Raw genomic sequence first — 13340 nt, forward strand, 5'->3', positions numbered from 1 at the left:
CGGCGATGAAATCCCGCATCTGACACGGGCGAACCCCAATTCTGCCGTGCCCCTGGTCTCGGGCCACTACTCCTTCTTGAGGAAGGGCATCATCGCGCGCAGTTCTGAGCCGACCTTCTCGATCAGCGTCTGCTTGCCGGCGTTGAGCTGGCTGTTGTAGACCATGCGGCCGGACATGTTCTCGAGGGTCCATTCCCGGGCGAACTGACCGGTCTGGATTTCCTCCAGCATCTTCTTCATTTCCGCGCGGGTCTCGTCGGTGATGATCCGCTTGCCGCGGGAAAGGTCACCGTACGTAGCGGTGTCCGACACGCGCTCGCGCATGCCCTGGATGCCGTAGTTGTAGATGAGGTCCATGATGAGTTTGAGCTCGTGGCAGACCTCGAAGTACGCGATCTCCGGCTGGTAACCGGCCTCGACGAGGGTGTCGAATCCGGCGGTGATCAGCTCGGACACGCCACCGCAGAGAACGGCCTGCTCGCCGAACAGGTCGGTCTCGGTCTCTTCAGTGAAAGTGGTGCGGATGACCCCGGCCTTGGTGGCCTTGAGGGCCTTGGCATAAGCCAGCGCGATGTCAAGCGCCTTGCCGGTGGCATCCTGCTCGATGGCGACCAGTGACGGAACGCCGGTGTCGGCCAGGTAGCACTCTCGGACCAGGGCGCCGGGACCCTTGGGGGCGACCATGAACACGTCCACGAAAGGCGGTGGCACGATGGTGCCGAAGCGGATGTTGAACCCGTGGGAGAAGATCAGGGCATTGCCCTCCACGAGATTGGGCTCGATGAACTTCTTGTAGACCACGGGCTGGACGTGGTCCTGGGTGAGGATCTGGATCAGGTCGGCTTCCTTCGCAACCGTCTCCGTGTCGTGGACTTCCCAGCCGTCGGCCACCGCGCGATCGAAATTAGGGGTGCCGGGCAGTTCGGCGATGATAACCTCGACGCCGCTGTCGCGCAGGCACAAGGACTGGGCGCTGCCCTGGATACCGTAGCCGATAATCCCAACTTTCTTCCCATCGAGAAGCGAAAGATCGGCGTCGTCGTCGTAGAACATCTTTGCAGCCATTGACGTTTCCTCCCTGGCGTGTTTGGGGGTGACAGCTCCAGGGCGACGCACTAAGCGTCGTCCTGTGTGTTGTTCCGGTACAGACGGGCGAAAAGCAAACCCACCGCGATCCCGACCGCGATGAACACCATTGCGCTCACAACGAAAACCGACACTCGGTGCAGACCTACGTAGCCAGTCTTCGGATCGACCCGGACCATCCAGCTATAGAAAGTCCACAGGGCGGGCAGAAGAACGCCAAGCATAGTCCAAGCGAGGCCTCGGCGCAAGGCGTTTGGCGAGCCGCGCGCGATGAGCGTGACCACGAGGCCAATCACGACCCAGGCGGCGGACACCATCATCAGGCCGTGTCCAAAGGCCTCCACCGTGATCAGTTCGTGCATTTCATCCATGCATGCTCACCGGGGTCCGGCAATATCACGACGGCGAGCCCCTGATGCTTGACCCGGTTCGAGACAGGCTGACAGCAACATCTCGCCGGGTACGGGCACCGAGTTGGGCAGCGGCTTGCACTCGGATGCCCGCCCCCAGGAAACAGCGGAGGACCGGTGCAGTACAGGCCTGCCCTCACAAGCGGGCACACTCAGGCTTTCTCGCCCTGAGTGCCGTTAGTGTCGCGGTCCAGCAGTATCTTCCCCGTGCGCACCATCTCCAGGATGTCGAAATCCCCAATCGCACGCACGAAGGCGTCGATCTTGCCCTCGTCTCCCGTGACCTGGATGATCAGATTCGTGGGCGCAACGCTGATGATATCTGCGCGGAAGATCTGGCACAGTTGCAGTACGTCATTGCGGTTCTCTCGTGTGGATGCCACCTTGCACAGGCACAGTTCGCGCTCCACATACGAGTGCGTTGTATGGTCGATGACCTGGATCACGTCGATGAGTTTCGCAAGCTGGTTGCAGATCTGCTCCAGCGTGTACTCATCGCCGTTCACGGTGATGGTGGTGCGCGAGATGCGCGGGTCTTCGGTGGTGCTCACGGCCAGGCTGTCGATATTGAAGCCGCGGCGCGCAAAGAGCCCCGACATGCGCGCAAGCACGCCCGGCTTGTTCTCAACCATCGCGGAGATGGTGTGTTTCATGGGTGATGACTCCCGTTGCTTTCAGGATTTGGGCACGGCAGCGCTCTATCACACGCCCACGGGTGCGGTTTCCATCATGTCATCGAAGGTCTTGCCGGCCGGGATCATTGGGTACACGTTCTCCTCACCGGGTACTCGGAAGTCCATGATGGTCGGGCGATCCGTGATCTCCAGCGACTTCTCAAGCGTCGCGCGCACGTCTTCCTTGCGCTCCACCCTGAACCCGACAGCGCCGTAAGCTTCAGCGAGTTTCACGAAGTCCGGGTTGCCGGTCAGGAGCGTTGCGCTGTAGCGCTTCTCATAAAACAGGTCCTGCCACTGGCGCACCATGCCCAGGCAGGAGTTGTTCAGGATTACGATCTTCACCGGCAACTTGTGGACCACCGCCGTGGCAAGCTCCTGGATGCACATCTGGATCGAACCGTCGCCGGCGATGTCCACAACCACCTTGTCCGGATTGCCCAGTTGCGCGCCAATTGCCGCGGGGAAGCCGTAACCCATGGTCCCCAGCCCGCTGGATGTAAGGAACTGGCGCGGGCGAATGCACTTGTAGTACTGGCACGCCCACATCTGGTTCTGGCCCACCTCGGTAGTCACGATGGCCTCATTGCCCGTGACTTCGCCCAGTGTCTCCACGATGTATTGCGGGGCGATGCCGTCTTCCGGATCTGTGTTGTAGCTCAGTGGGTGGGTGCGGCGCCACTCGTCGAGGTGCGCTTCCCACTGTCCCGGCTGCCGCGGGTTGACCTGGGGCACGAGTTGTTCCAGGACCTTTTTCGCGTCGCCGTGGATGCCCACGTCGGCGCGGCGCACCTTGTTGATTTCTGCGCGGTCCACGTCAATGTGGATAACCTTCGCTTCCGGCGCGAACTTGCTCGGGTCGCCGGTGACGCGGTCGTCAAAACGCGCGCCGATGCAGATGATGAGCCCGGCATGCTGCAGCGCGTGGCTGGCGTACGCCATCCCGTGCATCCCTGGCATGCCCATAGACAGCGGGTCGGTCTCCGGGAAGGCGCCTTTGCCCATGGTGGTGTGCACCACGCAGATGTTGGCCTTATGGGCAAGCTCGCGTAGCAAGTCGGATGCGCCCGAGGAAATGACGCCGCCGCCGATGTACAGGATCGGCTTCTCCGCGGCATTGATCATCTCGGCGGCCTTGCGCACGAGTTCGGGGTCGCCAGGCCCCGGCGGATCGTATCCCGGAATGGGACTGAACCCCCGGTCGTGCCAGGTGCAGGGGGCGGCACTCACGTCGAAAGGCACGTCAATGAGAACCGGGCCGGGCCTACCGCTGCGCGCGATGTAGAAGGCCTCCCGCACCACGTCGGGCAGGTCGCAGGCGTTTTTCAGCAGGTAGTTGTGCTTAGTGATCGGCATGGTCACACCGATCGTGTCGGCTTCCTGGAAGGCGTCCTTGCCGATAGCGTGGGTCTTCACCTGGCCGGTGATCGCCACCATCGGCACGGAATCCATGTACGCGGTGGCCAGTCCGGTCACCAGATTCATGGCTCCCGGTCCGCTGGTGGCCATGACCACTCCCACCTTGCCGGTGGAACGCGCGTAACCATCCGCAGCATGCGCGCCGCCTTGCTCATGCCTGGGAAGCACGTGGAGGATCGAGCCGTCCTGAATCTTGTGGTAGAGCTTGTCATAAATCGGGATCACGGCGCCACCCGGGAACCCGAACACCACGTTGACGTCCTCCTGTTCGAAGACTCTGAGGAGGCCGTCAGCGCCGGTGAATGTTGTCTGTGTCATGTCTTGCACCTCGCGTCCGTTCTGTGTGGGGCTCGCGGGGTCGGCGGACTCGCCGGGGATGCAGCGGATGCCCGCCTTCCGGGCCTTGGAGTACAAGCGGTCGTAGATCGGCATCAGCGCGGCGCCGGGGTAACCGAAGATCACGTCAACTGACTGCTCCTCGAACACCTTTAGCACGGCGTCCGCGCCGATGAAGTCTTTGTCAGGCATGGGTATCACTCCCGGTCAGCAGTGTACGGTGCTCGAACTCACACTGGTTCTGGCCGGGATACCTGTGACACCTGAATCACCTCGAGTTGGTCGGTTGGGTACGGCGCGATTGCGACGGGAAGGCGAAAGGTACTGCACGGGCCATATCTGGGCTTGCAAGAGCAAGATCGCCCGCACTTGTACAGCTTCCGCGATGTCGCGACAGTCTCGCGGGCGAACTCGATCCTGCAAGGGAGCCGCGGGGACGGGGCAATCGGGCCCGTGTCCGTCATCGGCTTGGACAGCGAACCACCAGCCTGGATCCGCCAGGGGGGTGAGGCCGCCCTTCGCCGTCCTTTAGTCCGACATTACCGCTCCGGTGGCGGCGCTCCTGACCTGCTTTGCATACCGGGCCAGCCAGCCCTTGGCGACCTTCGGCGCGGGAGCCGTCCAGTTCGCGCGGCGCTTGGCCATTTCCGCATCATCAATCAGCAAGTTCAGGCTCCGGGCATCGAGATCGATCTCGATTTCATCGCCCTCCTGCACGAGGGCGATGGGGCCGCCCTCGGCAGCTTCCGGCGAGACGTGGCCGATGCATGGCCCGCGGGTGCCGCCGCTGAACCGGCCATCGGTAATGAGGGCCACGGAACCCTCCTTGCCCATGCCGGTCAAGGCCGCGGTGGGATTGAGCATCTCGCGCATGCCCGGGCCCCCTTTAGGGCCCTCATACCGCACAATGCAGACAGAACCATCCGGTATCGAGTTGGCGAGAATGGCCTCCATCGCCGCCTCTTCGCTGTCGAAACAAACCGCTTTCCCCCTGAATTGGCGCATGTTCGGCGCAACCGCGGACTGCTTCACAACCGCGCCGTCAGGGCAGAGATTGCCTCGCAAGACGGCGATACCGCCTTCGGGCCGATATACGTTGTCCAGGGGGCGAATCACATCGTCGTTGGAGATGGAAGCGGCGGCGGCGATCTCCTTCGAAGACTTGCCACTCACGGTGGGATTGTCCTCAACCCAGTCGATGAGCACCTTCATCGCGCCCTGCACGCCACCCGCCCAATGGAAGTCCTCCATCATGTACTCACCGGCGGGGCGCAACAGGGAAATCTGCGGCGTGACCTTGCTGATCTCATCGAAGGTCTCCAACGGCATGTCGAGACCTGCTTCGTGAGCGATAGCCGGGATGTGTAGACAGGTATTGGTGGAGCCCCCCAGGGCCATATCGATGCGGATGGCATTGCGCACCGACTTGTCATTGATGATCTGTCGGGCGGTGATGTTTTCCCTAACCAGGTCACACACGCGCCGCCCGCTCTCGTAGGCGATGCGCATCTTCTCGGCCTGCCCGGCCAGGGCGGTGCCGCAGCCTGGAAGGCTCATTCCCATGGCCTCGGTGACGCACGCCATGGTATTGGCGGTGTACAGACCCTGGCAGGAGCCGCACCCGGGACACGCCTGGATCTCCACCTCCGCCAATTCCTCCTCGGTCATTTTCCCTGCGCGAGCGCGACCGACGGCCTCGAAAGTGTCGCGTACGAGGGAGGTCCGGCGCTGCTTGTAGCGCCCCGAAAACATGGGTCCCGCCGTGACCACGATACACGGGATGTCCAGCCGTCCGGCGGCCATGAGCATCCCGGGGGTGATCTTGTCGCAGTTGGTCACAAGGACGAGACCGTCGAAGGCGTGGGCTTCGGCCATGCTCTCCACGGAATCGGCGATTAGCTCGCGGGAGGGCAGCGAATAGAACATGCCCTTGTGGCCCATGGCGATTCCGTCGCAGATGGCCGGGATACCGAAGGCCATGGGCGTTCCGCCGCCCGCAGCGATACCGAGGGCCACCCTCTGCACCAGCATTCCCATACCCACGTGGCCGGGGACGATATCGGATGTGCTGTCCGCGATGCCGATGTGCATGCCGCCCATTACCTGATCGGGGGTGAACCCGCAGGCGTAAAGAAGTGCCCGACTCGGCGCCTGGGTAAGGCCTTTGACTGCTCGATCACTGCGCATGGTTTCTCCCCAGCCTTCGGTGTTGAGTTAGGGCCCGGCCTTTGATGACCCGGTAGCCCAAAGACAAAACGCCTCTCGTCCACCAACGGGACGAGAGGCGTGAAGCTTCCCGCGTTACCACCCGAGTTCCATCCCGCTCAAAGGATGACGCTCTGACGCTGTAACGGGCGTACCCGGTTCGGCCTACTCCGCGTGATGCGTTTCAGCTTTCGGCTCAGGGGTGACTTTCCGCAGGTGCAACCGCCGACACTTTCACCTGGTCGCCGGCTCTCTCAAGGTCGCACGGATCCGCGTACTCTTCCCCGTCATCACCTTATATAGTCGTCACGTGCATGACAGTATATAGCGGGGCAGGACGTCGGTCAAGATGCGGTCTTCTAACATTTGAGACCGGCTACCTTTCAGTCTTGCGGGAATCTGCGCTTGGTCTCATCGCTGTCTCGTGCGTCTCCAGTCCCACCGAGATCACGTGCTCTTTGTGTCTGGTGTGAGCTCCGGTGTCCTGAAGCGTGTTGGAGTCTCGCTTGTGGGTCCTTTGTCTCACAGCCCGCGAAGCGGGCGACAGCCTATAGCCACGGGTGGAGTGGAGCGAATCAGAATGAAACCCGTGGACTCTGCTGTGAGGCGAGGACTTGGGGCGAAGAGCTCGCTGAACGTGAGTTCAACCTCAGCCGGTATGCATCCCACAGAACTGATGCTGCCGCCGCCCACCTTTCGGAAACTTGGTTTGCTTGACACTCTGCGAAAACGCGGGCTATAATTCCATACTATCCTGAAATACGTGTTCCAACCCTGCTCTGCTCCCAGGGAGGGGCCTTTTTACATGCTCAGCGCAAATGTCGAGGAGTACGCGAAGATCCGCGTTGTCGGTGTCGGCGGTGGCGGCTCCAATGCAGTCGACCGGATGATCGAAGCGGGGCTCATGGGCGTCGAGTACATCGCCATGAACACCGACAAGCAAGTTCTCGACATGTCTGCGGCAGACAAGAAGCTGCAGATCGGCGAGAACCTGACCCGCGGGCTGGGCACTGGGGGCAACCCCGACCTCGGCAGGCAGGCGGGCGAGGAAAGCCGCCAGGACATCATGATGGCCCTGGACGGGGCCGACATGGTCTTCATCACCTGCGGCATGGGTGGCGGAACCGGCACCGGCGCTAGCCCGGTCGTCGCCGAGATATCCCGGGAGATGGGCGCCCTCACTGTGGGGGTCGTGACCAAGCCTTTCGCCGTCGAGGGTAAGCGTCGCGCCCAGCTTGCGGCCGAGGGCATTGCGAACCTCAAGAAGCACGTGGACACGCTCATCATCATCCCCAATGATCGCCTCCTGGAGATGAGCAGCCGCGAACTGTCCTTGCGGGAGGCCTTCCAGATGGCCGACCAGGTGCTCCAGCAGGGCGTGCGGGGGATTTCAGAGGTCATCGTGGTCCCCGGTCTCATCAACCTCGACTTCAACGATGTCCGCGCCGTCATGCTCAATGCGGGTACCGCCATGATGGGCATTGGGCAGTCCCAGGGCGAGAAGCGCGCTGTTGACGCCGCGCAGGCCGCCATTGACAGCCCCCTCCTGGAGACGAGCATCAAGGGCGCCCGTTCGGTGCTCCTCAACGTTACTGGCGGGCCTGACCTTTCCCTCAGCGAAGTTCAGGAAGCCGCCAAGATCGTGCAGGAAGCCGCGGGTGGAGAAATGGGTGACGTGGACCTCACCCTGGGAGCCGTCATCGACGACGGCCTGCAGAACGAGATCCGCATCACCGTGGTCGCCACCGGGTTCGACGAATCACGGCCGGCGCAGTCCACGGAGAAGCCCCGCGGAGCCGAACGCGAGGAAGAGCCCGCTGAACCGGCTCGCGAGCAGCGCCAGCCCTCCGCACGCAGGCCTGTGGAAGAGGAAGAGGCCAGGAAGCGCGAGGAGAGCCGCGACCGTCGCCGGGCCGCTTTCTCCGATGACATGCCGACCTATGATGAGGACGACCTGGACATTCCAGCCTTCCTTCGCCGCAAGTCCAACTGATTGCCCCACCCCGCAGAACACCCACGGGCCGCCGGATGCTTCCGGCGGCCCGTTTCGGTGCTCCGATGCTGCCAGGTAGGCTTAGCCCAGGATCTTGTCGACCTCGTCGCGGTCCACATCCATGACATACTTCACCCCGGTAAGCTCCGCGGCTTCGCGGGTCAGCGCGAACACATCGTCCCGGGTGAGGTGCTCAAGCCCGAACTTCCGGGCGCCGCACATGAGCTGGCGCAGGCCCTGGGCCAGGCGCATGTAGTAGTGGTACACGCCAATGCCGCCGGCCGGCAGCTCTTCCATCCGCGGACCAAGTCTGCTCTTCAGTTCATGGAACCACACGAAGATGCTGTTGAGCTTGTCGCCGTATGCCGAATGGATCTTGTCCAGGTCTCCGCTCTTGACGCGACTGGCGATGTTCTTGGCCACGTGCGCGGCGCAGATGGGCGCGCGTGCCATGCCAACCGCCTTCACATACGGTGCGCCCAGGGCGAATGCCTTGAAGATCTGGTCCTCGAAGGCGATGCCGCCGGCAATCACCAGGTCGGGCACGTACTCGCCCCGTGACGCCAGCCTGTCCATGTACTCCCGGGTCAGAGTCAGCATCTCGATGGGCGGAACGCCCCATTCGTTCATCATGCGCCACGGGCTCATGCCTGTGCCGCCACCCGCGGCATCTACGGTGAGAACGTCGATCTTCGCCAGAGATGCGTACTTGACGGCACGCGCAAGGTCCGCCGGCCGGTACGCGCCGGTCTTCAGGAACACGTACTTCGCGCCCAGGTCCCGCAGTTCCTGAACCCGCTGCATGAACCCCTCTTCGGTGACCATGCCGATGCGCGAGTGGCGCTCGAACTCCTTGATCGCACCGCGTTCGTATGCTTCCTGCACATGGGGGTCGTCCGGGTCCGGCAGGACGATGTACCCGCGGCCCTTGAGGCGCTGCGCCTTGGCCAGCTTGTCGATCTTGACCTCGCCACCGATGTCTTTTGCGCCCTGGCCCCACTTCAGCTCGGCAATGGTGACGCCAAGCTCCTGGATTCCGTACTTCATGATGCCCAGGCGGCTGTCCTCGACGTTCTCCTGCAGCACGATGCCGCCACGGCCGTTCTCCTGCCAGTCCCGGAAGGTGCGCACGCGGTGGCGCATGTCCGGGGACTGCAGCACCTGGGGAATTGGATCTCGAGAGAACTCAGCCTCGTCGTCCATCCCACAGACATTCTCGCCGATGGTCAAGAGTGTGCCGGTGAGCGCTGCGCCGGCCGCCAGGCCGCTCCAGTTCTTGCCGGCGATGTCGGTGCTGCCAAGTCCGGGGATGACGAAGGGCAGGTCCAGCTTGATGCCTCCGTCGTGGCCAAGGGAGATGGTGAGGTCGACGGCCGGGAAGATTGCCTTGTCACTGTCGGCTTCCACACCCACGGCACCCACGGCGGTCCCGCTGATGTTGAAATCCGCGTAGCTGATCGGGTACTCCTTTTCGGCTCCGGCGGTCACATCGCCAAAGGGCTGTGGGTAGATGGCCTCCGCGCCACGGTATGCGGATCGGCCAACCTCGCAATATCCCGGGCAGCCGTCGAGGCAGGTGGCGCACATCCCGCTGAGGCGCGAGTACGAGTTGCGCGTGCGGAGGTGAGTTTCTGTAGCGCCACTGGCATTGGGTACGGACAACGGCATGGTGAATCCCTCCATGGTCGATATGTCGAGTCCCCGAGATGTCGGGGGTGCTCGCTCCAAACTCCCGCTATCTTGCAACGTAAAGATTTCAAACTTGCGCGTCAACGAGTCCGGGCGTCCGCTGCACCCGGAATCCCCTGTTATTGTGGCCTGCGGGGGTTCTATAGGGCTCTATTGCCGGATTCCGACGATGTCGTTATACTATGAATGTCGATAGCCCTCAAAGGTGATCATCATGCAAAAATCCCCACGTCACGCTGCCGCCGAACCGCTCATGCCCCCCGCCGCACGCAAGCAATCGCGGCTCCTGGAGCCGGCGATACTTCTTCTCCTCCTGGAGACCGACGGCGTCTACGGCTACGAAATGCCCGAGCAGATCGCCCAGGTGGGACTCACGGAAGCTCAAATCGATGCCTCCGCCGTCTATCGATCCCTGCGCTGGCTCGAAAGTCACGAGCAGGTGCGGTCTACCTGGGACACCACTGGCGACGGCCATCCGCGTCGCAGGTACTACATCACCGAGCTAGGAGTGAAAGCCCTCAGCCTCTGGGCCGATGTGCTCCGCCGCAGGCAGGAGGCGCTGAGTCGCTACATGGTCAGGTACCGGGAAGGGGTGGCGCGCTATCGCAAGCGGCGGGACATCTGACAGGGGACACAGAAAGGGGCCGCCTCCTGATTGAAGCGGCCCCAGGGGAGCATTCTGGCCGTTTGGGGCTACTGACCGCAGCAGCAGCAACCGCCCTTGGGCTTGCAGGCCTCGATGAGCGCTACGAAACTGTCGGCCTTGAGCGACGCGCCGCCAACGAGGCCTCCGTCGATGTTTGGCTTGGCCATGAGGCCCTCGACGTTGTCCGGCTTCACGCTGCCGCCGTAGAGAATGCGCACGGCCTCGGCTACTTCCGCACCACCGATCTCGGCCACCACAGAGCGGATTACCCCGCAGACGCGGTCTGCTTCATCGGCGTCGCAGACCTCGCCGGTCCCAATGGCCCAGACCGGTTCGTAGGCGATCACCACGTTGCGGGCATTGCAGCCGCACATGCCCTCGAACATCGCCCGGACTTGTGCGGACACGATCTCGTCCGTCTTGCCGGCCTCGCGCTCGGACAGAAGCTCGCCGCAGCAGGCGATGGGCCTGATGCCGGCCTCAAGGGCCTTGGCGATCTTCCGGTTCACGCTTGCATCGGTGTCCCCGAAGACCTTCTGGAGCTCCTCGGTGAAACCCTCTTCAGCCACACCGAAGCGGCCACGGCGCTCAGAATGCCCGATGATGACCCACTTCGCGCCGGTGGACTTGATCATATCTGCGGAGATCTCGCCGGTGTACGCGCCGCTGTCCATCCAGAACATGTTCTGGGCGCCAACTTCGATGGCCGAACCCTTCACGCAGTCGACCACGGTGGTCAATGCGGTTGCCGGCGGGCACAGGATGACTTCCACCCCGGAAATGTTGCCCGCCTGTTCCTTGACCGCGCAGGCCAGCGCACAGGCCTCCTCATTGTTCATGTTCATCTTCCAGTTCCCCGCCATGATGGGCGTTCGCATGCTGCTGCTCCTCTCTGTATTTCCTCGGTTTTCGCAGACAAGGCCGCTTTCGTCCCGCTCTCATTCAGGGGGGCGAAGCGCCCTGCTACGGCTTGTTCACAAGCCAGTAGTAAAGGTTGTTCTCATGGGCCGTGGACAGCTTCATCCACTTCGCATGACCGTCCATGTAGACGAAGTTCGCGCCTTCATTGTGGTGCGCGGCGACTCGTCCCGCGCCCAGGTCGAAGGGCGGCGGGTTTACGAACTGGTCTGAGGGCTCGATGACCCAGTCGCCCTCATTGTTCTCGCCGATCCCGAAAGTCTGCGCAGGCTCCTCAATCTGCGCCAGCGTCACGAAAGCCTGGGCCTCGCCTATATACGCATTGATTCCGTAGCAACCGTTGCCCGATGGCGGGACTCCCAGGCGTCGCGAGGGACAGTCGTAAATCTGGTAGTTCTTCACATACGGCAGCAGCCGCTCGCGCCACGTACCGTTCCACCAGTTGATCCCGCTGTACGCGACAGGTGTGCACTCATCGTAATCCTGCGCGTACATGAGCATCCCCAGGCCAAGCTGCTTCAGGTTGCTCAGACACGAGGTCTGTCTTGCCTTCTCCCGGGCTCGCGCGAACACGGGAAAAAGGATCGCCGCCAGAATGGCGATGATAGCGATCACGACCAGTAGTTCGATGAGCGTGAATCCTCGACGCATGGCAAACAGTTCCTCCTCGGGTTGAGTGTGGTGCTACCGCGCGCTCCGGACATTGCGGCAGAGTGCGCCCCGGGGCAATCAGTTCACCCCGGGGCGTGCTCCAGTTCCCTTCACAGGTCGTCGAGAGCGTCAATACCAGGCAGGCTGCCGTTCTCCATGAACTCCAGAGATGCGCCGCCGCCGGTGGAAACGTGCTCCATCTTGTCCGCGAGACCCATCTGGGTCACCGCGGCCACAGAATCGCCGCCGCCCACCACGCAGTAACCCGGGCAGTCCGCGACGGCCTGGGCCACGGCCAGCGTGCCCTCGTCGAAGGGCTTGTCCTCGAACTTGCCCATGGGTCCGTTCCAGAAGATTACCTTCGCGCCCTTGATGAGGTCGCTGAACAGTGCGCGTGTCTCCGGGCCTATATCCAGCGCATCCCAGCCCGGTTTGATGCCGTCTGCCGGGGCGTACAGCAGCGAATGGTCGCCCTGCTCGTTTTTCATGTGGACATCCACCGGCAGCACCAGCTTGTCCAGATGATCGCCCATCTCGTTCAGGACCTTCTCCGCCGCTTCGGGGCTGCCTTCCGGGCAATAGGACATTCCGATCTCCATGCCCTTGGCTTTGAAGAACGCCCAGGCCATCGCGCCGCCGATGAGCATCTTTCCGCATCGCGGCAGAAGGCTGAGGATCACGTTGATCTTTTCGTCCACTTTCGCGCCGCCGAGAATGACCACGAAGCCCTCGGGCTGAGCATTATACACCGCACCCAGCGCCTCGACTTCGGCCTGCACAAGAAGCCCCATCACAGCGGGCTTCACGATGGAGGGCACCCCGTAGACCGACGCGTGCTTGCGGTGGCTGCTTCCGAAAGCATCATTGACGTAGGCATCCACGCCGGCCGCAAGCTGCTGCGCGAAGGCCATCATTTCGTCCTTGTCCTTGGACTCCTCGCCCTTGTAGAAGCGGGTATTCTCCAGGAGCACGACTTCGCCGGGCTTGAGATTGGTCACGGCCTCGTCCCTTGCCTCGCCAATGCAGTCATCCACGAAAGCCACGGGCTTGCCCAGGAGTTCGCTCAGCCGCGCTGCGCAGGGCGCCAGGCTCTCCTCGGGTACGCGCTTACCCTTGGGCCGGCCAAGGTGGGACGCCAGCACGAGCCCGGAACCCGACAGCGCCTCGAGGGTGGGCAGCGCCGCGCGGATCCGCGTATCGTCCGTGATGGTGGTGCCATCCAGCGGGACGTTGAAATCCACGCGGACGAAAACCTTCTTGCCCTCCAGATTCACGTCTCTGATTGTCTTCTTCGCCAATGGTCTCACTCTCCC

Annotated in this window: 11 protein-coding genes and 1 other annotated feature; of the genes, 2 read left to right on the plus strand and 9 right to left on the minus strand. The window is 62.7% G+C overall.

What is annotated here, in order from left to right; translation table 11 throughout:
* Positions 1–66: 66 nt before the first annotated feature.
* From ilvC to ilvD, 5 genes are all read right to left on the minus strand, one after another.
* A complete protein-coding gene (gene ilvC / locus HPY44_00450; GenBank protein ID NSW54453.1) occupies positions 67–1065 on the minus strand; it encodes a ketol-acid reductoisomerase in 999 nt (332 codons plus the stop codon).
* 50 nt (positions 1066–1115) lie between these two features.
* A complete protein-coding gene (locus HPY44_00455; protein NSW54454.1) occupies positions 1116–1457 on the minus strand; it encodes a hypothetical protein in 342 nt (113 codons plus the stop codon).
* A gap of 191 nt (positions 1458–1648) precedes the next feature.
* Positions 1649–2149: an acetolactate synthase small subunit gene (ilvN, locus tag HPY44_00460; protein ID NSW54455.1), complete on the minus strand. Its 501-nt coding sequence runs from the start codon at positions 2147–2149 to the stop codon at positions 1649–1651.
* A gap of 48 nt (positions 2150–2197) precedes the next feature.
* Positions 2198–3907, minus strand: a complete 1710-nt coding sequence (gene ilvB / locus HPY44_00465; protein NSW54456.1) for a biosynthetic-type acetolactate synthase large subunit — start codon at positions 3905–3907, stop codon at positions 2198–2200.
* Positions 3908–4453: 546 nt separating this feature from the next.
* Positions 4454–6112, minus strand: coding sequence for a dihydroxy-acid dehydratase (gene ilvD / locus HPY44_00470; protein NSW54457.1), 1659 nt, complete (start codon positions 6110–6112; stop codon positions 4454–4456).
* Positions 6113–6195: 83 nt separating this feature from the next.
* Positions 6196–6430 (minus strand) — a binding site (T-box leader).
* A gap of 505 nt (positions 6431–6935) precedes the next feature.
* On the opposite strand from ilvD, the gene ftsZ reads away from it, so the two are divergent.
* The gene (gene ftsZ / locus HPY44_00475; protein ID NSW54458.1) at positions 6936–8123 is read left to right on the plus strand and encodes a cell division protein FtsZ; all 1188 of its coding nucleotides are present in this window, start codon (positions 6936–6938) and stop codon (positions 8121–8123) included.
* Positions 8124–8204: 81 nt separating this feature from the next.
* Here the strand turns inward: ftsZ and HPY44_00480 are convergent, their stop codons facing one another.
* A complete protein-coding gene (locus HPY44_00480) occupies positions 8205–9791 on the minus strand; it encodes an FMN-binding glutamate synthase family protein (protein ID NSW54459.1) in 1587 nt (528 codons plus the stop codon).
* A 235-nt stretch (positions 9792–10026) separates the two neighbouring features.
* Between HPY44_00480 and HPY44_00485 the strand changes: the two genes are divergently transcribed.
* The gene (locus HPY44_00485) at positions 10027–10437 is read left to right on the plus strand and encodes a helix-turn-helix transcriptional regulator (GenBank protein ID NSW54460.1); all 411 of its coding nucleotides are present in this window, start codon (positions 10027–10029) and stop codon (positions 10435–10437) included.
* A 68-nt stretch (positions 10438–10505) separates the two neighbouring features.
* Here HPY44_00485 and HPY44_00490 read toward each other — a convergent pair whose 3' ends face one another.
* The 3 genes from HPY44_00490 to HPY44_00500 all read right to left on the minus strand — a co-directional run bounded on the left by HPY44_00490 (position 10506) and on the right by HPY44_00500 (position 13325).
* Complete coding sequence (locus HPY44_00490) at positions 10506–11336, minus strand: triose-phosphate isomerase (GenBank protein ID NSW54461.1); 831 nt, start codon at positions 11334–11336, stop codon at positions 10506–10508.
* 85 nt (positions 11337–11421) lie between these two features.
* Positions 11422–12027 (minus strand): DUF1559 domain-containing protein, encoded by a 606-nt coding sequence (locus tag HPY44_00495; protein ID NSW54462.1) that lies wholly within the window; start codon positions 12025–12027, stop codon positions 11422–11424.
* Between the two features lie 110 nt (positions 12028–12137).
* Positions 12138–13325, minus strand: a complete 1188-nt coding sequence (locus tag HPY44_00500; protein NSW54463.1) for a phosphoglycerate kinase — start codon at positions 13323–13325, stop codon at positions 12138–12140.
* Positions 13326–13340 lie beyond the last annotated feature (15 nt).

This window comes from Armatimonadota bacterium (assembly GCA_013314775.1).
GTDB lineage: Bacteria > Armatimonadota > Zipacnadia > Zipacnadales > JABUFB01 > JABUFB01.

Bases quoted from the DNA above. Each gene is read 5' to 3' on its own strand.
- ilvC (NSW54453.1), bottom strand. From the start codon at position 1,065: ATGGCTGCAAAGATGTTCTACGACGACGACGCCGATCTTTCGCTTCTC.
- HPY44_00455 (NSW54454.1), bottom strand. From the start codon at position 1,457: ATGGATGAAATGCACGAACTGATCACGGTGGAGGCCTTTGGACACGGC.
- ilvN (NSW54455.1), bottom strand. From the start codon at position 2,149: ATGAAACACACCATCTCCGCGATGGTTGAGAACAAGCCGGGCGTGCTT.
- ilvB (NSW54456.1), bottom strand. From the start codon at position 3,907: ATGACACAGACAACATTCACCGGCGCTGACGGCCTCCTCAGAGTCTTC.
- ilvD (NSW54457.1), bottom strand. From the start codon at position 6,112: ATGCGCAGTGATCGAGCAGTCAAAGGCCTTACCCAGGCGCCGAGTCGG.
- ftsZ (NSW54458.1), top strand. From the start codon at position 6,936: ATGCTCAGCGCAAATGTCGAGGAGTACGCGAAGATCCGCGTTGTCGGT.
- HPY44_00480 (NSW54459.1), bottom strand. From the start codon at position 9,791: ATGCCGTTGTCCGTACCCAATGCCAGTGGCGCTACAGAAACTCACCTC.
- HPY44_00485 (NSW54460.1), top strand. From the start codon at position 10,027: ATGCAAAAATCCCCACGTCACGCTGCCGCCGAACCGCTCATGCCCCCC.
- HPY44_00490 (NSW54461.1), bottom strand. From the start codon at position 11,336: ATGCGAACGCCCATCATGGCGGGGAACTGGAAGATGAACATGAACAAT.
- HPY44_00495 (NSW54462.1), bottom strand. From the start codon at position 12,027: ATGCGTCGAGGATTCACGCTCATCGAACTACTGGTCGTGATCGCTATC.